This window comes from Streptomyces sp. NBC_01618 (assembly GCF_045209435.1).
GTDB lineage: Bacteria > Actinomycetota > Actinomycetes > Streptomycetales > Streptomycetaceae > Streptomyces.
This window is the reverse complement of the sequence record NZ_CP109297.1, coordinates 7,801,312-7,822,630: the sequence shown is the minus strand read 5'-3', so window position 1 is coordinate 7,822,630 and position 21,319 is coordinate 7,801,312. Positions and strand designations below refer to the sequence as shown.

The 21,319-nt window shown below is 70.8% G+C and carries 19 protein-coding genes and 1 pseudogene; 12 read left to right on the top strand and 8 right to left on the bottom strand.

Annotated elements, in window-relative coordinates; all coding sequences use genetic code 11:
* Positions 1–35 precede the first annotated feature (35 nt).
* The 4 genes from mgtA (at position 36) to OH735_RS36445 (ending at position 4,328) form a co-directional block, all read left to right on the top strand.
* On the top strand, positions 36–2,624 hold the full coding sequence (gene mgtA, locus OH735_RS36460; RefSeq protein ID WP_406386023.1) for a magnesium-translocating P-type ATPase: 2,589 nt from the start codon (positions 36–38) through the stop codon (positions 2,622–2,624).
* Positions 2,621–3,169, top strand: a complete 549-nt coding sequence (locus OH735_RS36455; protein WP_406386021.1) for a GNAT family N-acetyltransferase — start codon at positions 2,621–2,623, stop codon at positions 3,167–3,169. The genes mgtA and OH735_RS36455 overlap by 4 nt, the downstream gene beginning before the upstream one ends.
* A 231-nt stretch (positions 3,170–3,400) precedes the next feature.
* Positions 3,401–3,586 carry a Sec-independent protein translocase subunit TatA gene (gene tatA, locus OH735_RS36450; RefSeq protein ID WP_406386019.1) on the top strand — a complete coding sequence of 62 codons (186 nt, stop codon included), beginning with the start codon at positions 3,401–3,403 and terminating at the stop codon, positions 3,584–3,586.
* 166 nt (positions 3,587–3,752) lie between these two features.
* Positions 3,753–4,328, top strand: coding sequence for a TerD family protein (locus OH735_RS36445; RefSeq protein ID WP_406386017.1), 576 nt, complete (start codon positions 3,753–3,755; stop codon positions 4,326–4,328).
* A 117-nt stretch (positions 4,329–4,445) separates the two neighbouring features.
* Here the strand turns inward: OH735_RS36445 and OH735_RS36440 are convergent, their stop codons facing one another.
* From OH735_RS36440 to OH735_RS36425, 4 genes are all read right to left on the bottom strand, one after another.
* Positions 4,446–4,880: a DUF742 domain-containing protein gene (locus OH735_RS36440; protein ID WP_406386894.1), complete on the bottom strand. Its 435-nt coding sequence runs from the start codon at positions 4,878–4,880 to the stop codon at positions 4,446–4,448.
* A 22-nt stretch (positions 4,881–4,902) separates the two neighbouring features.
* Positions 4,903–5,340, bottom strand: a complete 438-nt coding sequence (locus OH735_RS36435) for a roadblock/LC7 domain-containing protein (RefSeq protein ID WP_406386015.1) — start codon at positions 5,338–5,340, stop codon at positions 4,903–4,905.
* Positions 5,337–7,916, bottom strand: coding sequence for a nitrate- and nitrite sensing domain-containing protein (locus tag OH735_RS36430; protein ID WP_406386893.1), 2,580 nt, complete (start codon positions 7,914–7,916; stop codon positions 5,337–5,339). The genes OH735_RS36435 and OH735_RS36430 overlap by 4 nt, the downstream gene beginning before the upstream one ends.
* A 167-nt stretch (positions 7,917–8,083) precedes the next feature.
* Positions 8,084–8,962, bottom strand: coding sequence for an MHYT domain-containing protein (locus tag OH735_RS36425; RefSeq protein WP_406386014.1), 879 nt, complete (start codon positions 8,960–8,962; stop codon positions 8,084–8,086).
* A gap of 171 nt (positions 8,963–9,133) precedes the next feature.
* Here OH735_RS36425 and OH735_RS36420 point away from each other — a divergent pair.
* A pseudogene (locus OH735_RS36420) lies at positions 9,134–9,724 on the top strand (class I SAM-dependent methyltransferase); the annotation flags it as partial.
* A gap of 68 nt (positions 9,725–9,792) precedes the next feature.
* Here OH735_RS36420 and OH735_RS36415 read toward each other — a convergent pair.
* Positions 9,793–10,719 (bottom strand): oxygenase MpaB family protein, encoded by a 927-nt coding sequence (locus OH735_RS36415; RefSeq protein WP_406386012.1) that lies wholly within the window; start codon positions 10,717–10,719, stop codon positions 9,793–9,795.
* Positions 10,720–10,871: 152 nt separating this feature from the next.
* Between OH735_RS36415 and OH735_RS36410 the strand changes: the two genes are divergently transcribed.
* Both OH735_RS36410 and OH735_RS36405 read left to right on the top strand, forming a co-directional pair.
* The gene (locus OH735_RS36410; RefSeq protein WP_406386010.1) at positions 10,872–11,180 is read left to right on the top strand and encodes a hypothetical protein; all 309 of its coding nucleotides are present in this window, start codon (positions 10,872–10,874) and stop codon (positions 11,178–11,180) included.
* 96 nt (positions 11,181–11,276) lie between these two features.
* Complete coding sequence (locus OH735_RS36405) at positions 11,277–12,419, top strand: hypothetical protein (protein ID WP_406386008.1); 1,143 nt, start codon at positions 11,277–11,279, stop codon at positions 12,417–12,419.
* 85 nt (positions 12,420–12,504) lie between these two features.
* Here OH735_RS36405 and OH735_RS36400 read toward each other — a convergent pair whose 3' ends face one another.
* From OH735_RS36400 to OH735_RS36390, 3 genes are all read right to left on the bottom strand, one after another.
* A complete protein-coding gene (locus OH735_RS36400) occupies positions 12,505–13,035 on the bottom strand; it encodes an MOSC domain-containing protein (protein WP_406386892.1) in 531 nt (176 codons plus the stop codon).
* A gap of 68 nt (positions 13,036–13,103) precedes the next feature.
* The gene (locus OH735_RS36395; RefSeq protein ID WP_406386987.1) at positions 13,104–13,247 is read right to left on the bottom strand and encodes a hypothetical protein; all 144 of its coding nucleotides are present in this window, start codon (positions 13,245–13,247) and stop codon (positions 13,104–13,106) included.
* A gap of 126 nt (positions 13,248–13,373) precedes the next feature.
* Positions 13,374–14,462, bottom strand: a complete 1,089-nt coding sequence (locus tag OH735_RS36390) for a fatty acid desaturase family protein (RefSeq protein ID WP_406386007.1) — start codon at positions 14,460–14,462, stop codon at positions 13,374–13,376.
* Between the two features lie 281 nt (positions 14,463–14,743).
* On the opposite strand from OH735_RS36390, the gene OH735_RS36385 reads away from it, so the two are divergent.
* From OH735_RS36385 to OH735_RS36365, 5 genes are all read left to right on the top strand, one after another.
* Entirely contained in the window at positions 14,744–17,650 is a 2,907-nt protein-coding gene (locus OH735_RS36385) for a DEAD/DEAH box helicase (RefSeq protein ID WP_406386005.1), read from the top strand.
* Positions 17,647–19,005 (top strand): SWF or SNF family helicase, encoded by a 1,359-nt coding sequence (locus tag OH735_RS36380; RefSeq protein ID WP_406386004.1) that lies wholly within the window; start codon positions 17,647–17,649, stop codon positions 19,003–19,005. Before OH735_RS36385 ends, OH735_RS36380 begins: the two co-directional genes overlap by 4 nt.
* 179 nt (positions 19,006–19,184) lie before the next feature.
* Positions 19,185–19,523: a hypothetical protein gene (locus OH735_RS36375; RefSeq protein ID WP_406386002.1), complete on the top strand. Its 339-nt coding sequence runs from the start codon at positions 19,185–19,187 to the stop codon at positions 19,521–19,523.
* 206 nt (positions 19,524–19,729) lie between these two features.
* Complete coding sequence (locus OH735_RS36370; RefSeq protein ID WP_406386001.1) at positions 19,730–20,287, top strand: hypothetical protein; 558 nt, start codon at positions 19,730–19,732, stop codon at positions 20,285–20,287.
* Entirely contained in the window at positions 20,284–21,300 is a 1,017-nt protein-coding gene (locus tag OH735_RS36365; RefSeq protein WP_406386000.1) for an acetamidase/formamidase family protein, read from the top strand. The genes OH735_RS36370 and OH735_RS36365 overlap by 4 nt, the downstream gene beginning before the upstream one ends.
* Positions 21,301–21,319: the final 19 nt, after the last annotated feature.

Genomic DNA, 21,319 nt, shown 5'->3' with positions numbered 1-21,319 from the left:
CTTCCCGGAGCGCCTCCGCCGATATCGCGCCACCCATGTCGCGGAGCGCCGCACCGACCTCCTTGCAGGTGCTCCGCTCGCTGGACAGCGGGCCGCGAGGGCTGCTGGAGGGGCAGGCGGAGGAACGGCTGGAGCGGTTCGGCGAAAACACCCTGCCGGCCTGGCGTCCGGTCTCCTGGCCCCGCCGTTTCCTTCGCAGCCTGCGGGATCCGTTCACCTCGGTGCTCCTCTGTCTGGGCCTGGTCTCGGCAGCGGTGGCCTCGTGGGGCACGGCGTCGGTGACCCTGGTGCTCGTGGTCGTCAGCTGTCTGCTGCGTTCCGCGGAGGAGCATCGGGCCGACCGTTCGACGGCTGCCCTGCGGGAGCTGGTGGCGACCACCGCGACTGTGCTGCGCCGGACCGGCCCGGACGACGTGCCGGAGCCGCGTGAACTGCCGGTCGGGGAGCTGGTGCCGGGCGATGTGATCAGGCTCGGCCCGGGGGATCTCGTACCCGCCGATGTGCGGCTGCTGCGCGCGAGCGGCCTGACCGTGCATCAGTCGGCCCTCACCGGTGAGTCGGCCCCCGTCTCCAAACAACCCGTCGACGCGCCGGAGGCATACCTCCCGGCCGACGCGGGGCCCGCCGGCGGGGCCGGGCCGTTCGGACGACCCGAGCTGTGTTTCCAGGGCAGCAGCGTGGCCTCCGGCAGTGGTACGGCGGTGGTGACGGCCACGGGGGCCGACACCCGGTTCGCCGCCGCGTACGACGGTTCCGCTCGCCGCCGCGGCACGAGCGCCTTCGACCGTTCGGTGCAGGGCATCTCGTGGACGCTGATCCGGTTCATGCTGCTCACCCCGCCGCTGGTGCTGATGGCCAACGCGGCGCTGCGCGGCCGCGGTCTGGAGACGCTGCCGTTCGCCGTCGCGGTGGCCGTCGGGCTGACTCCGGAGATGCTGCCGGTGATCGTCACGACGGCGCTCGCCAGGGGCGCTTCGCTGCTCGCCCGAAACCGTGGTGTGATCGTCAAGCGGCTGCCCGCACTGCACGATCTCGGGGCGATCGATGTGCTGTGTCTGGACAAGACCGGAACGCTCACCCAGGACCGGCCGGTCGTCGAACGCTCGCTGAACGGAGCGGACAGGTCCGATCCCGAGGTGCTGCACTGGGCCGGGGTCAACGCCCTGTGGACGCTGCAGCTCGCCGATCTGCCTGCCCCCGACGCACTGGACGAGGCGGTTCTGGACGCGGCCGAAGACCAGGAGGAGGCACTGTCCGCGTACGACGGTGTGGCCGCGCTGCCGTTCGATCCGGTGCGGCGCCTCGCCACCGCGGTCGTCCGCAGCCCCGGCAGCCTCGGTGCGCACACCCTCGTGACGAAGGGGGCGGTGGAAGCGGTAATCGACCGGTGCACCCTGGACGATGCCGAACGGGACCGGCTGAAGGCCCTGGCCGCGCGCGAGGCCGGGAACGGTCTGCGGCTGCTCGCGGTGGCCGTGACCGAAAGGCCCGCCCGGCTCGGTCCGTACACGACGGCCGACGAACGGGGGCTGGCCTTCCTCGGCTTCGTCACTCTGCGGGACGCGCTCACCCCGAGCGCCGCAGAAGCGCTGGCCGTGCTGGGGCACCGGGGCATCGCCGTGAAGGTCCTGAGCGGCGACGATCCGGGGACCGTCGCCCGCGCCTGCCGGGATCTGGGCCTCGACCCGGGCGAGGTCGTCTCCGCGGAACGGATCGACGCACTGTCGGACGGGCAACTCGCGCAGGCCGCAGACCGGGCCACGGTCTTCGCCCGCTGCACGCCCGAGCACAAGGCCCGGATCGTCTCCGCGCTGCGCGGCTTCGGGCACACCACCGGATTCCTCGGCGACGGCGTCAACGATCTGCCCGCGATGCACGCGGCCGATGTCGGCATCTGCCCGCGCAACGCGGTCGACGTGGCGCGCGAGACCGCCGATGTGGTGCTCGCGGAAAAGGATCTCGTGGCCATCGATCACGCGATCACGGCGGGCCGGCACTCCAGCGGGAACATCGCCACGTATCTGCGCATCACGCTCTCGTCGAACCTCGGCAACGTCATCGCGATGCTTGCCGCAGGGCTGATGCTGCCGTTCCTGCCGATGCTTCCGGCGCAGGTCCTGGTGCAGAACCTGTGCTTCGACGTGGCACAGCTCGCCTTCGCGTTCGACCGGCCCGCACCCTCGGTACTTCGGCGGCCCACGGTGCTGCGTCCGCGCGACTTCCTCCGCTTCATCACGGGTTTCGGTCTGCTGAACGCCACCGCCGACCTGGCGACGTTCGCCGTGCTGGCCTTCGCGTTGCACGGCTCGGCGACATCTGGCGGGCAGCAGGCCTTCCACTCCGGATGGTTCACCGAGAACCTCCTCACCCAGGCCCTGGTGATGCTGTTGCTGCGTACCGGCCGTCGCACCGCCGAGGACCGCAGCGGTGGTCCGCTGCGCGCGGCCGCGTCGGGTCTTGCCGTGGTCGGACTGCTGCTGCCGCTCACCCCGCTGGGCCCGTTGCTCGGCATGAGCGCACTGCCGCCGCTCTATTACCTGTTGCTCGCCACGGTCCTGGCCCTGTACGCATACGGGCTGTGGGCTGCCCGTGCCTGCTACGAACGGAAGTGGAGGTACTCATGACCACCTCGCGTGTCGGCCACCCGGCCACCGGCTCCGGTACGGGCATCGACGGCGGGCACGTGGTGCGTGCTCGCCGCGCCACGTTCGACGATGTGCCCGCGCTGGTGCGGTTGCGGGGGCTGATGCTGGCCGACATGGGGATGGAGACGGGCGGTGCGGACGCCCCGGGGCGGGCGGCCTCGGCGCAGTGGTTCACCGAGCGGCTGCATCATCCCGCCGCGTTCGCCGCGTTCCTGGTCGACGATCCCGAGCTCGGCACCGTCGCCAGTGCGGTCGGGACGTGCGATGCGCATGCCCCCAGTCCGGCGAATCCGAGCGGACTGCACGGGCATGTCTCCAACGTCAGCACCGATCCCCGCCGTCGCCGCCGCGGGCACGCCCGTGTCTGCCTCGATGCCCTGCTCACCTGGCTCCGTGCCGAGGCCCACGTCACGGTGGTCGATCTGAACGCGACGGCGGACGGCGCCGCTCTGTACGCGTCGTACGGCTTCGCAGCTCCCCGTTACCCCACGCTCCGGCTTCGGATGGTCCAGGCGCCGCTCTGAGCGCCGCGGTGGCGTTTCTGGCGGGTGGTCAGCGTACGGACCGTCCGAAGACGGGTCGTCGTCGGGAGGGGAAGGCGCACTCCCGCCATTCATGGTTGTACAGTTGCGCAATGAGGCAAGTATTGCTGTGCGGGTGTGTCACCTGACCTGCCCGCAGCCGGGCCGGAGTACGGCCCGCGGACGCGGCGCGAGAACACCGGCCGAAATACCGAAAGGAAGGGCAGGACGTACATGTTGCGCAACGGCCTCGAACCCTGGCACCTGTTGATCGTGGCGATCGTGGTGATCGTGCTGTTCGGATCGAAAAAGCTGCCGGACACGGCCCGCGCCCTGGGCAAATCCATGCGGATCCTGAAGAGTGAGACGAAAGCCATGAAGGAGACCGATGCGAGCCCTGGGACCGAGCCGCACGCGTGAGACCCCTGCTCGCCGATGCAGAACATCCTCACAGCTTGTTACTTCAGGGATTGCGCAAGCAAGGGAACCGCGGGCGCGACACCGTCGTTGACCCGGGTGACAGCGCAAGAGGCGCTGATCACCGCAGCATCGAATCGCTGGACCACTGGATCAATGGAGGAAGTTCATGGGTGTGACCCTGGCCAAGGGCGGCAACGTCTCCTTGTCGAAGGAAGCGCCCGGCCTGACCGCAGTGACGGTCGGCCTGGGCTGGGACGTACGGACGACGACGGGTGCGGATCACGACCTGGACGCGAGTGCGCTGCTGTGCTCGGACGCCGGCAAGGTCCTCTCCGACCTGCACTTCGTGTTCTACAACAACCTGACGAGCCCGGACGGTTCGGTCCAGCACACCGGTGACAACCTGACCGGTGAGGGCGACGGGGACGACGAGTCCATCAATGTCGATCTGGCTGCTGTCCCGGCCGATGTCGCCAAGATAGTTTTTCCGGTCTCCATCCATGACGCGCAGAGCCGTGGACAGAGCTTCGGCCAGGTCCGCAACGCGTTCATCCGCGTGGTGAACCGGGCGAACGGCGTCGAGCTGGCCCGCTACGACCTCAGCGAGGACGCCTCGACCGAGACCGCCATGGTCTTCGGCGAGCTGTACCGGCACGGTGCGGAGTGGAAGTTCCGTGCGGTCGGCCAGGGTTACGCCTCGGGCCTGGCCGGTATCGCATCCGACTACGGCGTCAATGTCTGACCCGGAGGAAGCGTACGGACGTTGAGCACGGTCCGCTCTCCCCTCCCTCCGCCGGGTCGAGGAGGGCGGCCCGTGTGCTGCGTGCGCCGAGGGACCGGTCGTATCGCAGTCGTGCCCCTACAGGGCCCGCAGGCCGTTGATCACCTCCCGGAGGATGTGTTCGTCCGGCAGTTGCGCGGGCGGTACGGGGCGACTGACCCGCACATAGCCGGCTTCGAGCAGGTCGCCGAGGAGTACGCGTACGACTCCGACGGGAAGGTCGGCGTCGGCGGAGAGTTCCGCGACAGACTGGGTTTCCGACCGGCAGAGCGTGAGCATGGCCCGGTGTTCCGGGCCGAGCAGGGATTCCTCGGAGCCGTCCGGCGCGTTGTCGTCGAGGGTGACGAGTGCGATCAGGTCGAACCGCGCGCCGGCCGGGCCGGGTTCGGTCCGGCCGCCCGTCACCGCGTACGGGCGGACCAGCGGGCCGGCTTCGGCGTCGTACCACTGGCTGCCGGTGCGTGCGTACGGGGCCGGGGGCAGCGGGGTGCCCCCCGGACCCCCGTCGGTCATGGACACGGCCGTCTCCGCCCGCTCAGCCGACGGGCGACGAAGGCGCGGCGAGCCGCGGCGGGGTGCGCAGGTGCTCTCCGACGCGTTTGACGAGCCGGGCCATCTCGTATGCGACCAGTCCGATGTCGGCGAAGGCCGTGCTGAGTACCGCGAGACACGATCCGTCGCCCGCCGCGGCGACGAACAGGAAGCCCTCGTCCATCTCGATCATGGTCTGGCGTACGTTCCCGGCGCGGAAATGGCGCCCCGCGCCCTTGGCCAGGCTGTGAAATCCGGAGGCCACCGCGGCGAGATGCTCGGCGTCCTCGCGGCTGAGAGCGCTGGAGGCGCCCACCGCGAGGCCGTCGCCGGAGAGCACGACGGCGTGGCGGACTTCGCCGACCCGTGCCACCAGATCGTCCAGCAGCCAGTCGAGTTCACCCGAGGTGTGGCGTCCCCCGGTCCTCTCGTTCGCAATCATGTGTGGTCTCCTTCGCTGCGTGGACGGGGGTCGGTGATGCCGGGGGTCGTGGTGCCGGGGCGGGAACCGGAAGTGCCGGGGGTGGCGCCGCCGCCGCGCACCCAGCCGTTGCGGTAGGCGGTCATGCGGTCCCGGGCCTGCTCGGGGGTACGCTCCGGGGAACCGCCGTTGTCGTCCGGGGCGCCGCGCGGCGGTTCGTCGGGGCGGGGCTCCTCGCGGAGTTGTGGAACGAGGTTGGTCTGGCGCACCCGGCGCGGCAGGGTGCCGCCGTCGGACTGTGCTTCCGCCCGGGCTCCGGCCCCGCTCTCCGCCGTGCTGCCCGTACGCCCGCGAAGCGAGGTGACGGCGGCAGCCGGCTCCGTACGGGATTCGAGGGCGGGTACGGGTACCGGCGCGGGAAAAGCGGTGGTCCGCGGTCGCACCGCGCGAGGACCGGGTCCGGGTCCGAGGGGCGGGCGGTCCCGGTCGTCCCGGCGCTCGACCGAGGCGTTCCCCGGTACGGCCGGCTCCTCGGCCGCCGGGAGTGCGCTCTGCAGCAGTGACGTGGGGAGCAGAACGACGGCGGTCGTTCCGCCGTACGCGGAGGTGCTCAGCCGGACCTTGATGTGGTGCCGTACGGCGAGCCGGCTGACGACGAAGAGGCCGAGCCGGTCGCTGTCGAAGAGGTCGAGCGCCTCCGCCTGTTCGATGCGCCGGTTCGCCTCGCCGAGGAGTTCGTTGCCCATGCCCAGGCCGCGGTCCTCGATCTCCAGTGCGTAGCCGTTGCCCACGGGCTCGCCGCTGACGCGCACTTTGGTGTGGGGCGGTGAGAACTGTGCGGCGTTCTCGATGAGTTCGGCGAGCAGGTGGGTGAGGTCGGCGACGGCGGTGCCCTTCACCGCGGCGTCGGGCAGTTGCCGTACCTCCACCCGCGCGTAGTCCTCGATCTCGGAGACGGCGGCGCGTACGACGTTCGTCAGCGGTACGGGCATCCGCCAGGCCCGTCCCGGCGCCGCACCGGAGAGGATGATGAGGCTCTCGGCGTGCCGTCGCATCCGGGTGGTGAGGTGGTCGAGCCGGAAGAGGTCGCTCAGCTCGTCCGGGTCGTCGGCCCGGCGCTCCATGCTGTCGAGGAGGTTCAGCTGACGGTGGACCAGTACCTGGCTGCGGCGGGCAAGGTTGACGAAGACTCCGGAGATGCCGTCGGCGAGTTCGGCCCGCTCGACGGCGGCGCTGAGGGCTGCCCGGTGCACGGTGCCGAGCGCCTCGCCGACCTGGCCGATCTCGTCGTGGCTGGCCGGGCCCTGCGGGGCCTCGGCCGCGATGTCGAGTTCCTCGCCCGACCGTAGCCGTCGCATGGCGCGGGGCAGTTTGCGTCGGGCGATCTCCAGGGCGCTGTTGCGGAGGCTGACCAGTTCGACGACGAGCGCGCGGCCGATGCGTACGGAGATCACCAGTGACGCCGCCACGGCGGCGCAGCCGAAGAGAACTGCGGCTCCGGAAGGGCTGAGCAGCCCGCGGGCCAGCGGGTTCGCCCGGTCGGCGGCACGTTGTCCGGCGGTGGTGTCGATGGTGCGCAGCTCGCTCCGTACACGGGCCGCGGCTCGTTCCCAGTCGGTCACGGGTACCGCCTGTGCCGCCTGGCGTCCGGCGGGGGCGGCGAGCACCTTGTCCTCGGCGGCCTGGAGCTGCCGGTACGCGTCCCCGGTGGTGAGCCGCTGCCAGCTGGCGCCCTCGGTGACGGGGAGATCCGCACCCGCGGTCTCGGCGAGGGTCCTCCGGGTGGCCACTGCATCGGTGAACAGGCGCAGTTGGCCGTTCCTGAGCGTTCCGGTGCGGGCGGCCGTGGCGAGCAGGGTGTCCTCGCGGGCCAGCATCTCGTCGGCGCGGGCGAGTTCGAGCAGGACGCGGGCGTCGGAGCCGAGTGCGTCGTCCTGGATTCCGGTGAGGGCGCCAAAGACGCCGAAGGCCGCGGAGACGGCCGCGGTGTACTGCTCGTAGACGGTGCGCTCGTCGCCCGCACCGGTCTGGTCGGTGCGCAGTCGGTGGGTGAGGGCGAGGAACCGGTCGAGCCGGTCAGCGACCGCGGGCGGGAGGTTGCCGGTGTCGGCGATGGTGTGGTCGCTGTCCAGGCGCAGTGCGGTGAGCGCGGTGTCGGTGCGCCTGACCTGCCGCTCCAGCGCGGCGGCCTGGGCGCTGCTGGGGGCGGCGGTCTGCAGCACGGCCGCCCGGCGCTCGCTCTGGAGTGCCGCGACGGCGGTGGATATCGGAGCCCGGACCTCGCCGTCGACCCGTTGTAACTGACGTAGACGGGCCACATCCTGGGCGGTGGTGACCGTGGCGAATCCCCACAGGGCGAGCAGCGAGACGACCGGCACCATCAGCAGCGAGATGATCTTGGCGCGTACGGTCCTGGGACGCAGCGTCCACCGCCCGCGTGGCGCGGACGGGTCGTGCGTCAGCAGCAGCTGCGCGTCGTGCTCGGCACTCTCGTCGGCGGGCGGCCCCGCGTGTGCGCGGCGTCCACGCGTCGGTGGGGCGGGGGGCCGGGTGGTGGCCGTCGCACCGGTTTCCGGGGTCGTGCGGGGTGGGCGCATGGCCTCCTCGTTCCGGGTGTGGAGCTGGGTGTGTCGCGGGCGCCGGGGGCCGGTGCCGGTCGGCCGGGTGCACAGGCGCCGGGGCGCGGTGTTGTCACGCATGGTGATGTCAGGCGGGGGGGGCAGCCTCGGTGGCGTGAGGTGCGGTGGTGTCGGGCGCCGTGATGTCAGGGCGTAGCGGCGGGCAATGTGTCGCGCTCGCTCGGACCTCCGCGTCGTGGCCGGGAGACGGGACCCCGCCCGGTGAATCCGCGTGGTGCGGTCTCGGTGGAGTCCGCTTCGGCCGGTCCTGCGGAGCGTTCGGCGTAGACGTAGGCGGCGCGTTCCCGGGCCGTCGGGGAGAGCGCGACGAACGCCGAGGTCAGAAAGAGGTACGAGCCGAGCCCCACGGCCAGAGGGAAGATGAACTGCATGGTCGTGGCCCCGGCAAGGTCCCTGCCCGAGGGGGTGACCTGAACGGAGACCGCCAGCATTCCGGTGTAGTGCATGCTGCTGACCGCCGCGCCCATGACGAGCGAGGCCAGCGCGACGGCCCGGTTGGACTTGATGTTGAGCGCCGCCCAGAGCGCCGCCGTCGCGGCCACGACAGCGATGGCGACGGAGAGCGCGACGCGCAGCGGGTCGTAGTGGATCGTGCCGTGCAGGCGAAGCGCCGCCATTCCCAGGTAATGCATGCTGGCGACGCCGAGCCCGGTGGCGAACCCGCCGAGCAGCAGTGCCCTGGTCCGATCGAGGCTGTAGCCGACGGCGAAGACTCCGCCGCCGACCACGACCATGGCACCGAGCAGACTGAGGAAGGTCAGCGCCACGTTGTAGCGGATGTCGGTGCCGGTCACACCGAAACCGAGCATCGCGACGAAGTGCATCGTCCAGATGCCCGACCCGATGGCGGATGCGGCCGTGATCAGCCAGTTGCGGCGCGAACGGCCGGTCGTCTCGAGTGCCCGCACGGTGCAGCTCAGTCCGAGTGCGGAGCCGATGCATGCCATCGCGTACGACAGCGCAGGTGTCAGCCAGCCGAAGGTGGCGTGGTCCAGGTGTCCCATGGATCGGGGACGCTAGTCGCGATGAGGGCGTGCGCCCGGCGCGCATTTCGAAAGCTGCTGAAATATGACAGAGAGATGTTCCCGAACGATCGCAAGGTGCTCGAACATGCACCCCATTTCCCGATGTTTCGCTCTGTTCCGCCCTTTCGGCAACTGCGCGATCATGTCCGTATGACCGATGACCACACACACGTCCAGGAGTTCTTCACGGCGCGCGCGGCGGGCTGGGACACCCGGTTCCCCGACGACGGGCCCGCCTACGCCTCCGCCGTCGACGCACTCGGGCTGGGCCCCGGTGACGCGGTGCTCGACGCCGGCTGCGGTACGGGCCGGGCACTGCCCGCTCTGCGCGCGGCCGTGGGGCCGCGGGGCACGGTCCTGGGCGTGGACCTCACGGCGGCGATGCTGGAGGCGGCGGTACGGGCAGGGCGGAACCGGAGCGGAGCTCTCCTCCTCGCCGATGTCGCCCGCCTGCCCCTGCGGTCGCGGTCGCTCGACGCGGTGTTCGCGGCCGGGCTGATCTCCCGTCTGTCCCACCCCGGGCCGGACCTGGCGGAATTGGCGCGGGTGGTCCGGCCGGGAGGACTACTGGCCCTCTTCCACCCCATCGGGCGAGCCGCTCTGGCAGCGCGCCACGGCCGCCGGATCACGGACGAAGATCTGCGCGCCGAGCACAACCTCCGTCCCCTGCTGGCACGTTCGGGCTGGCGGCTCGATACGTACACCGACGAGGACGACCGATTCCTCGCCCTCTCCGTACGGACGCAACTACGGTCGAGCGCTCTGCCGTCCCGCTCACTTCCTGACCGATCGGCCGTCGACTCGACCGCTCACTCGGCTCCTTGCTCGGCTCCTTGCTCGACCGGGGCGTCGGGGCGCCCGTGGTGCGCTGCCGGACAGCCGCGGATGCCCGGGGTGGGGAACGTACCGAGCCCGGCCACCTCGTAGCCGTCCGGGTAGCCCTTGATCTCCGGGTTCTGCCGGGCGTAGTGCGGGGTGGCACGCGGCGGCAGCAGTCGCACGGCCCGCGCCCTCAGCCGCAGGGCGCCGTGGGCGAGGTTACGGGTCACGGAGCCCGGGCGTTCGTACCGGAACGCCCGCAGCAGGGAATCGTCGAGAAGCGCGAGGGCCGCTTTCCGCGCGACGGGCGCGAAGGGACGCGGATACCAGGAGCTCATCAGGTCCAGCGTGGCATCGGATACGCGGCGCCCCCCTTCGTCCCAGCCGAAGTGCTCGGCCTCGTAGCTGTCGAGGGTGCGCTCGAAGTCCTCGTACGTCTCCGGCAGGTCCTTGATGCCCATACGGGCGCCCAAGGTCCGGTAGTGGACGGCGCACGCCCTCAGTTCGTGGTCGGACAGCCGGCGCCAACCGTAGCTGTCGAGCCACCGCTTCGGGGTGACGACGAAGGTGCACAGCACATACCGCATGTCGTCGTTGCTGATGTCGTAACTGCGGTGCATCTGATTGATCCGGCGGATGGCCGTACGCCCCTGGGCGCTGTCGAAGCCGTGCTCGACGACCGTATCGAGGAGGAGTGCCGTGTCGTCGTAACGCTTCTGCGAACGGCCCGTCAGTTCGGCTGTTTCGGCGAGGAGTCGTCCGATGCTCGGGACGGCATAGGTGCGGTACAGGGCCAGTTCGAGAGCGCGGGTGATGTCCCAGGGAAATTCGTAGGTTGCCGTGATCCGATAGATTCGGAGGAAGTCCCGCTCCGGATCGAGGCGCTGAATCTCCCTCAGCCGGTCGTACCGCTTCATCGCGCTGCCCCCTTGCCTCGGTCGGTGGTCCAACTCTACGTCGGCGGGGAACACCGTAGGTTGTACGAGCAAGTGCTGGACGAGCAGGTGATGTTCGACCAGATACTGTTCGCGCACGTCATGTATTCACAGGTCCCAGGAGGACGGTCTCCATGATCGGCATATTCGGCAGTCTCCGGAAGGTTGTGTCCCCGGACCGCAAGGGCGAGCGGCCCGTAGCCCCGCTCGATCAGGACCGGCGCAAGCAGCACAACCTGTTCGAGGCGGCCGCCACGTATGTCTCGGCATCCGTCGAGGAGGATCAGGCGCGGATCGACGAGGCGAGCGGCTGGGTGTCGCCCGAGGCGCTCTCCTTCGGTGTCAGCGAGCTGGCCTGCCGGGCCGTCATCGCGCTGGCCCGCGAGCGCGACGAGTCACCGCAGACAGTGGCCCGTACGCTGCTCGGTCTGCCCACCGACTGAGCAGCGCCGTCCGCCCGGCCGCGGGGCCCGCGTCCCCCCTTGTCAGGGCCTCGACGAGCGGGTTACCGACTGGTTAGGGTGCGCCGACGGACAACCATGACGGACGAGGAGGGTGCCGTGACCGGCACGAGCTACGCAGTCGCGGACGACGACGCACTGTATGTGCTGACCGCGGTGCTGCTGACACCGGCACAGTTCCCGAGCGTGCTCGGCGACGACTACCCCGCTGCGTGTGCGGCGCTCACCCTCGAACCGTACGCCGAAGGGTACGGACTGGTTCTCGGCCAGGACGGCGATGGTGCGCGGTGGACCGTCGTCGTCGAGGACGTGTCGCTGGTCGCGGTCGCCATCGCGGCCTGGGACTGCGGAATGGAGTACGACCTCTCCCCCGACGACCGTTCGGTGGTCTGCGCTCTGCCCGGCTGGCCTCTCGCGGTGAGGGTCGCCGCTCCGGGGTTGGCCGCCCCGCACGATCCGTTGCCGGACCCGGATGCCGACGGCGCCGATCCGGCGCCGCTGACACCTCCGGACACGGAGTCGTGGGGTCCGGCCCAGCGGCGCTTGGGCGCGGACGAGATAGCCCACCAGTGGGCGGCCTGGCGCGAGCAGCTCGACGACGAGGCCGCCTTCGCCACTCCGGGCGGCGGCACGGCCACGGCTGGGGGCCCGTCCGACGACGGCACCGGTACGCCCACCGGACTTGCCGAGCGGGATGACGCCGACACCGACGCCGACACCGACACCGACACCGGGAATGATGGCGACGGCGAGCTCAGGGCCGACGCCGAGGTCGAGTCCGAGGACGGAGTTGTCGGCGAGAGCAGTGCCGGAGACGAATCCGGAGCCGGGCCCGACGCGGGGCCCGAAGCCGAGACCGAAGTCGGGATCAAGGCCGGGGGCGAGGACCAGCCCCGGAGCGACGGGCCCGGTTCCACCGCCCGGAACCCCGCAGAGAAGAAGCCTTCCAGGGCGCACCCCGGTGTACGCCGGGCCCTCGCGGAGGCCCATGCCTATGTGGACAGCCCGCCGCCCCCGGGCCGCGTCCGGTCCTCCTTCGCCACGGGCGACGCGCGGATGCTGCGCGCCGACGGCCCCGGTTGGTCACTGGTCGCCAGGACCGATGACATCGCGTTCATCCTGCTGGACGAGGAACCGGGCGAGGTGCTTCCGGTCGGGCGCGGCACGGAACTGCCCGGCCTGTTGAAGGCCCTGGACGCCATCGCGGTACGGCCGGCCTGAGCAGGCTCCCGGCGCCCGGCGTCAAGCGGCAGCCGACCGCCGACAGCCGGCTTGTCCGCCCTGACCCGCGTCGCGCGCTCTCCGGCTACACGCGCTCCAGCGCCCGATGCGGTCCGACGGGCAGCTCGGCCTCGATCGGGTCGCCGGGCCGGACCACACCGCCGGCCGTGACGACGCCCATGATCCCGGCCTTGCGCACGATCCGGCCCGCGGCGTCCCGACCGACGACCTGCTTGAGGAGCCCGTCCCGGAAGGTGTCGATCTGCAGGCACGGATTGCGCAGGCCGGTGACCTCGACGACTGCCTCGTCGCCGAGGTGCAGCAGAGTACCGACGGGGAGGGCGAGGAGATCGACTCCGCTGGTCGTGATGTTCTCCCCGAGATCGCCCGGAGCGACCTCGAAACCCGCTGCCCGCAATTCGCCGAACAGCTCCGCGTGGATGAGATGGACCTGGCGCAGATTCGGCTGGGTGGGATCCTGCGCGACCCGGGACCGGTGCTTGACCGTGACTCCCGCGTGCACATCTCCCTCCACGCCGAGGCCGGCAAGCAGGGTGATGCTCTTCCGGTTCGGCTTGGTGAACGAATATGCTTCGTTCCTGCTCACCGCGGTCACGGTCCCGCCCACAGCGGAGTCCCCCTTGTTGTCGGCTTGTTCTCGGCGGCTGGTCTTCGGTTGGTTGTTCAGCGGCCTATTTCCTTGCGGGTGATCCTGCGGAGCCTGCGTCGCTGACTCGGGTCCAGCAGCAGATAGGCGACCGCCGGAACTCCGATCAGGACCAGCAGTGACAGCCAGAATCCGATGAACGGCATCAGGATGACTGCCACGACTACTCCCCCGATGGCGATCTTCGCGCTGTTCGACATCGTCCACGCCTCCTTCGCGGCCCGGAAGCCGCTCCTGCTGTGAGAACGCCTGTGCGTCCCCATCGGTTCCTGCCGACCGCGGCTTCCTCACCTCAGGGGTTCGCCGACCTCGTGCATGTGCTGGAGTGCCTGCCGGTAGGACTCGATCAGTCCGGTCTCCAGGTACGGCATGCCGATCGCCTCGCAGTGGGCACGCACCATCGGCTGTGCCAGGCGCAAATGCGGGCGGGGCATGCTCGGGAAAAGGTGGTGCTCGATCTGGTAGTTGAGCCCGCCGAGGAACCAGTCGGTGAGGATGCCGCCGCGTACGTTGCGCGAGGTGAGGACCTGACGCTGGAGGTGGCCCCAGCGGTCGCCGTCGGGGTCGGGCATCTCCATGCCCTTGTGGTTCGGCGCGAACGCCATGCCCAGGTGGAGCCCGAACAACGCGTGGTGCACGAGCGCGAAGACGACGGCCTTCCCCGGGGACAGGACGGTGAGCAGCAGTGTTGCGTACAGGCCGAGATGGGCGACCAGCAGCAGTGCCGAGAGGGCCCGTTCGCGGACGGGCTGCTGCCGCAGATACTGGAAGCCGGAGATCTTGAGCGCGATGCCTTCGAGGAGCAGCATCGGGAAGAACAGCCGCGCCTGGTTACGGGTGAGCCAGCGGGCGAAGCCTTCTCGCTGGGCCGCCTGCTTCTGGGTCCAGACCAGGGCGCCGACGCCGACGTCGGGGTCCTTGTCGATGTGGTTGGGGTTGGCGTGGTGGCGTACGTGCTTGTCGTTCCACCATGCCTCGTTCATGCCGAGCAGCAGGTTGGCGTGCACGAGGCCGATAGCTCGGCTCACCCTGCGGTCACCGGATATCTGCGCGTGTCCGGCGTCGTGTCCGGCGAACGCGGTGCGGGACCAGAAGATCGCCAATGGCAGTGCGAGCAGCAGGGTCCACCACGTGTTACCGAGGAGGAACATGCCGGTGAGTACGGCGCCCAGTGCGACCAGGTTGGTGGCGATGCCCATCGCGTACCACCCGGTGCGCCGTTCCAGGAGCCCTTGCCCCTTCACCACCCGCAGGAGGGGAGCGAAGTCGCTCCCCTGGCTCAGGGCGGTTCCGGTACGGCCGGCGTCTACATCACTTACAGCACTTCCCGTACCGTCACGGGTGCCTTCCACGACGGTGGCTACGGCCTGGGGCATGAGGTCTCCGGTCTCTGGAAAGCTGCGCTGACCTGTAGAAACGTATGGTTACGAGGGATACGTCAGCCATGGCGCCAGCACCCCGGAGTTCCGGGGGCAAGCCCCCTCCCCCGATGGGGGTGCTGGCGTCACCCCGAAGCGCGGCAGGCGGTCGGGCAGGGTTACCGGGTCATCCGAATGTGGGCTGGATCACGGCGATTCCGCTCACGGAGGCATGCTGTGGTGGAGTACCCTCGGCGCCTCGACCCCAACTAGTCAAATTTGAGGAATTCGGCATCGCTGTGCACAGGTTTCCTGCGACAACGCTCTCCGAGATCTCCGCGCTCTCCGGCTGCTCCGTGGTCTTCCTGCCCGCGGATCCCTTCCGTACCGGCCGTATGGCTTTCTGGTATCCGGACAGTAGCAGTCCCCCCGATACTCCCGGCTCCGTCGAGGAGTTGACCGTCGTCGGCGCCGACGCGCGGGTGTACGTCGTACCGGCGCTGCTGCTCCCGGTCCGCGACGCGCTGCCCGTACTCACGCGCGCACGGACCGCGGAGCATGCTTCCGGCGCCGCCGCGTTCTGGGGCGCCGCCGCGCTGCTCGCTCTGCAACTCGCGGCCCGCGGCCTGCTGTTGCCCGGGCTGACGGCCACCGATCACGACGCCTGGCGGGCCGGTCCGCTGACCGCCGACGATCAGTCGCGGATCCGGACGCTCGCCGCCTCGATGCCGCCCCTGGCCCATGCGGTACCGCTCGACGGGGCCGCTCAGCCGGTGCTGCTGCCCGAACCCGAGCGGCTGCTGCGCTCGTTCCTCGACGCGGTGGCGGACGGGCTGCCGCGCACCCCCGCGGCGGCCTTCGCCACCGGCGGCCCGGCGTTCGCCGTCGACGCGCCCCAGCATCTTCCCGGTCAACGGGCCTGGGCCACCGATGTCGCGGCCGGGCACGACGCGGGCGTCCGGCTCTCGCTGCGGGTCGAGGCGTCGGGACTGACGGCGCCGGACCAGGACGGGAACGAGGACCAGGAGCGGAGCGCCGGGCCGTCCTTCCGCGCCGTCCTGCAGATCCACAGCGTCAGCGATCCGGCGCTGGTCGCCGATGCCGCCGAGGTCTGGGCCGGCTCCGCACCGGCCGCGGCCGCCTTCGGCCCGCGGGTCCGGATGGACGCCCTGTTGGCGCTGCGCCGGGCCGCCCGTGCCTGGACTCCGCTGGCTCCGCTGCTGTCGGCCGATGTGCCCGACTCCATCGACCCCGCCGACGAAGAGCTCGCCGAACTCCTCGGCCCCGCCGGGCGGGCACTCGCCGCGACCGGGGTCCAGGTGCACTGGCCCCGGGAACTGGCGCGCAAGCTCACCGCACGCGCCGTCATCGGCCCGCAGGACGACGGAGCGGACCAGGAACACGAGGGGTTCGCGCGGACCGGCTCGGACACCCCGGCGCTGCTGTCCACCGACGCGCTGCTGACGTTCAACTGGTCGTTCGCCCTGGGCGACCAGCAGCTCAGCCGCGCCGAGCTCGACCATCTCGCCGAGGCCAACAGGCCGGTGGTGCGGCTGCGCGACCAGTGGGTGCTGATCGATCCCGACGAGGCACAGCTCGCCCGCGAGACCCAGGACCGCAAGGTCACTCCGATCGATGCGCTCGGAGCCGTGCTGACCGGTTCCACCGAGGTCGCCGGCCGCCGGGTCGAGGTCCGGGCCACCGGCTGGCTGGAGCAGCTGCGTCGCCGGGTGGCCGACCCGGAGTCCGGCGGGGAACAGGACGGGCAACGGACGGTCGGTCAGCCCGCGGCCCTTGCCGCCCCCCTGCGCGACTACCAGCTGCGTGGTCTGAACTGGCTGCACACCATGACGTCGCTCGGCCTCGGCGGCTGTCTCGCCGACGACATGGGGCTCGGCAAGACCATCACACTGATCGCTCTGCATCTGCACCGCCAGGACATCGAATCGGCCGCCGGGCCGACGCTGGTGGTCTGCCCGACCTCGCTCATGGGGAACTGGCAGCGGGAGATCGAGAAGTTCGCGCCCGGTACGCCGGTACGCCGCTTCCACGGCGGGGCGCGCAGCCTCGCGGACCTGACGGACGGCGAGTTCGTCCTCACCACGTACGGCACGATGCGGCTCGACGCGGCGAAGCTCGCCGGCGTCCGCTGGGGCATGGTGGTGGCCGACGAGGCGCAGCACGTCAAGAACCCGTACTCGGCAACGGCCAAGCAGCTGCGGACGATCGGCGCACAGGCACGGGTGGCGCTCACCGGAACGCCCGTGGAGAACAACCTCTCGGAGCTGTGGGCGATCCTCGACTGGACAACGCCAGGTCTGCTGGGCAGGCTCGGTACTTTCCGCAACCGCTACGCGCGGACCGCGGAGGGCGGCGACCCGGCTGCGGCCGAGCGGCTCGCCGCGCTGGTGCGGCCGTTCCTGCTGCGCCGGCGCAAGTCGGATCCCGGCATCGCGCCCGAACTGCCGCCGAAGACCGAGACCGACCGGACGGTGTCACTGACAGCGGAACAGACGGGCCTGTACGAGGCGGTGGTACGCGAGACACTGGCCGCGATCTCCGGCGCAGACGGCTTCGCCCGCCGCGGCCTCGTCATGAAGCTGTTGACTGCCCTGAAGCAGATCTGCAATCACCCCGCGCAGTACCTCAAGGAGAAGGAGCCCCGGATCGAGGACCGTTCGGGCAAGGTGGAGCTGCTGGACGAACTGCTCGACACGATCCTGGCGGAGGACGCGAGTGTCCTCGTCTTCACCCAGTACGTGCAGATGGCCCGGCTCCTCGAACGGCATCTGGCGGCGCGCGGGGTGCGCACGCAGTTCCTGCACGGCGGCACGCCGGTCGCGGAGCGGGAGGCGATGGTGAACCGCTTCCAGGCGGGCGAAGCCCCGGTCTTCCTGCTGTCCCTGAAAGCGGCCGGCACCGGACTGAACCTCACCCGGGCAGGCCATGTCGTGCACTTCGACCGGTGGTGGAACCCGGCGGTGGAGGCGCAGGCCACCGACCGCGCGTACCGGATCGGGCAGACCCAGCCGGTGCAGGTGCACCGGCTGATCGCCGAGGGCACCGTCGAGGACCGGATCGCCGCCATGCTGGCCCGCAAGCAGGGACTGGCGGACGCGGTGCTCGGATCCGGCGAGGCGGCGCTGAGCGAACTGACTGATGCGGAACTGGCCGATCTGGTGGAGCTGCGAGGTGGCACGCGATGAACGACGCATACGACTGTGACGGGTACGCGTCCGCCGCCGGGCGTGACGTTCCGGCTCCGGTACAAGAACGTACCTTCGCCGCGCTGCCGCCCACACGCGGCCGCGGCTTCGCGGAGACCTGGTGGGGCCGGGCATGGCTGAAGGCCCTGGAGGACACCGCACTGGACGGCGCACAGCTCAAGAAGGGGCGCAGTTTCGCCCGCGAGGGCCGGGTCGGAGCGGTTTCCGTGCGGCCCGGCCGGATCACCGCGGTCGTCCGGGACCGTGACTCGTCCACGTACCGCAGTGATGTGCTCCTCCAGGAGCTGAGCGAGGCGGACTGGGAACAGTTCCTGGACATGGCCGCCGACCGGGCCGGGTACATCGCGGCGCTCCTCGACCGCGAGATGCCGCCGCACCTGGTGGAGGACGCCTCGGCGGCCGGTGTGGAACTGCTCCCGGGGATCGGCGGTCTGGACCCGGAGTGCACCTGCGAGACCTGGGACCACTGCCCCCACACCGCCGCACTCTGTTATCAGGTGGCGCGGCTGCTGGACCAGGATCCGTTCGTCCTGTTGCTCATGCGGGGGCGCGGTGAGCGGTGGCTCCTGGACGAGCTCCAGGAGCGCATCGCGGCCCGCGCCGAGGCGCGGGCGCCTGCCGGGCCTGCCGTCGCCTCCGACGGGTCCGGCGCCTCGGCCGCGAAGGCGACGGACCGGGGTGTACGGGCGGACGAGGCTTTCGCCGCGCGGGACATCCTGCCTCCGCTGCCTGCTCCCCCGCCGCTGCCCGCGGAACCGGGCCCGGCGCCGTCGCTGGACACGGAGACGGATCCGGAGCCCGGCGTCGATCCGGCGGTCCTGGAGTTGCTGGCGAGGGACGGTGCGGCACGCGCCCACCGGATGCTGGCCGACGCCCTCTCCCCCGGCCATGAACGGCAGCCGCTCCCGCCCGGGTTGACGCCGCAGCAGGACGCCGTACGGCTGCTCGCGGACGCCCGGCCCGAGCCCTGGATCGCGACGCGGCTGGCCGCCGGATCGGGGCAGTCGCGGGCCGGACTCGACGCGGCGGTGCGTGCCTGGCAGTACGGCGGGGCGGCCGCGCTCACCGTGCTCGACGAGGAGTGGACGCCGGATCCGGAATCGCTGGCCCGGGCCCGGGCCCGGCTCGCGGCGGCGTGGGACGAGGGCGAGCAGCCACCGCTCCGGTCCGCGGGCAATCGCTGGACCGCCGCGGAAGCCGGTGTGCAGCTCCGGTACGGGCGGGACGGGCGCTGGTGGCCCTACCGCAAGGAGAACGGGCACTGGGTTCCGGCAGGCCCGGCGGACGACGATCCGGCGGCGGCGCTGGGAGGTTCGAGCGGATCGGAGGACTGAGGCCGCCACGACACCCTGACGGGCGGGGGCCGGTCAGAACGTCCTGGCCGACCAGTCAGGACGTTCTGGCCCCGCCCGTCGTCGCGTTCCGCCCCGGTGTTCAACTCGATGTCACCTCGCGTTGCGGGTGAGGCCGGAACCTGACGCGGATTGGAGCTGATCGTGCCTCAGGAGACCCCATGTCCACGCGTGTTGGACTTCGTTCTCCTGCCGTCGGGCTGCCGCCCGCCCTGCTCGGAACGGTGTGTGCCGCCGGAACGGCGACGGGCGCGAAGGACCGGCACGAACGTCCGGAGCGGACCGCGCGCGTCACCGGGAGCGCCGTACTCGGTGACGTTCCGCCGGCCGGGTTCAGCAACGGGCTGCTCCCGCGGACGGTCGACGACGACCGCGGCGTGCTGCTCTGCGGCATCATGACCGACGGTGCCGAGGCGTTCGACGCGAACGGCCGACTGGTCGACAGCGGCATCAAGACGTCGGGGACGCTGCTGAAACTGCCGCGCCCGCTGGGTGGCTGACCCCTCGTACCCGTTCTCCTTCCGCGGCCCGGTCCGTGCGCCCAGGCTGTCCGCGTCCGTGGTCCGGCGCGCTCCCGCCCCACGCACCCGATTTCGGCTCCTGCCGTCTTCCGTCGCCCGCACGACGCCCGTACGGTAGGGCGCGCGAGACACTCGGCCGTACATCGGACAACGCCTTCCGGTTGTCGGACAGAGGGAGTCACGAGGTGCCGGGGGATACGGGCAACGGACTGTTACGTGATGCCATCGGGCTGCGCGAGGTCCTCTTCCAGAGCATCACGGCGATGGCGCCCGCCGCCGCCATCGCCGCGTCGATTCCGTCCGGAGCAGCGTTCGCGGGCGACAGCCTTCCGCTGTCCGTGGTGGTGGCGCTGGTCGCCTGTCTGTTCACCGCGTCGTGCGTCGCGGAGCTGGCCCGCCATCTGCCGGCCGCCGGTTCGGTCGCCACCTACTCCGCGCAGGGCCTGCATCCGACCATCGGCTTTCTCGTCGGGTGGGGCTATGTGTTCGTGGAGGCGCTGGTCCCCGCACTGCTGCTGCAGCTCGGTTTCACCGGAATTCCGGTCTTCGAATTCGTCTCGGAGCTCAGTGCGCCGGTCTCGTACGCGGGTCCGGTCGTCGGTGTCTGGATGCTGATCGGGATCGTTGTGCTGGTGGTGCTGTTGCGCAGGCATCCGGAGCGGGTGGCACAGACCGGACGGATCCATCTCGACAAGGTCCCGGAACAGGCCGGGCAGCCCAGGACAGGAGCAGTGCAGCGATGAACGACCCCCGTGTGCTCACCGTCCGCCCCAAGGAGGGCGAGTACGCCTGGACCTTCGGTGGAGCGGCGCCGGTCGCCCGCATCGAGCCGGGTACGTTCCTCGACATGTATACGGAGGACTGCTTCGCCGGCCGGGTGCGCTCGGAGAAGGACCTGGTCTCCGAGGTCTGCGAGTTCCCCTTCCTCAACCCGCAGACCGGTCCCTTCCATGTGGTGGGCGCGGAACCCGGGGACACCTTGGCGGTGCACTTCGTCTCCATCGAACCGGCCAGGGACTGGGCCGCCTCCACGGCCGTGCCGCTCTTCGGCGCGCTCACCTCCACGCACACCACCCCGTCACTGCAGGCCCCGCTGCCCGAAGTGGTGTGGATGTGGCAGCTCGACCGGGCGCGCCGCACCTGTCTGTTCAGCGCCCGGGACAGTGACGTCCGGGTGGAGCTGCCGATGGATCCGATGCACGGCACGGTCGGGGTGGCGCCGGCCAATCTGGAGGTACGGTCCGCGCTGGTGCCCGACGCGCACGGCGGGAACATGGACACGCCCGAGATGCGGGCGGGTGTCACCTGCTATCTGGGCGTCAATGTCGAGGGTGCGCTGCTGAGTCTCGGGGATGGGCATGCCCGTCAGGGCGAGGGCGAGACCTGCGGAGTCGCCGTGGAGTGCGCGATGAACACGGTGGTGCTGGTCGAGCTGCTGAAGGGTGTCACGACGCCGTGGCCGCGCATCGAGTCCGACACGCATCTGATGTCGACCGGCTCCGCCCGTCCGCTCGAAGATGCCTTCCGAATCTCGCAGTTGGACCTGGTGCAGTGGCTGGCGCGTGACTACGGCCTGTCCGAGCTCGACGCCTATCAACTGGTCGGCCAGGCCGGCCAGGCGCCGCTGGCCAATGTGTGCGACACCAACTACACCTGTGTGGCCAAGATCCGCAAGGAATGGCTGCCCGCAGGCGAACCGCATCGCGGACTCCACCGCCATCTGCGGGAGACCGCGTCGCTGCTGCCCAGCCCCTGACCCCCTCCCCCCATTGGAG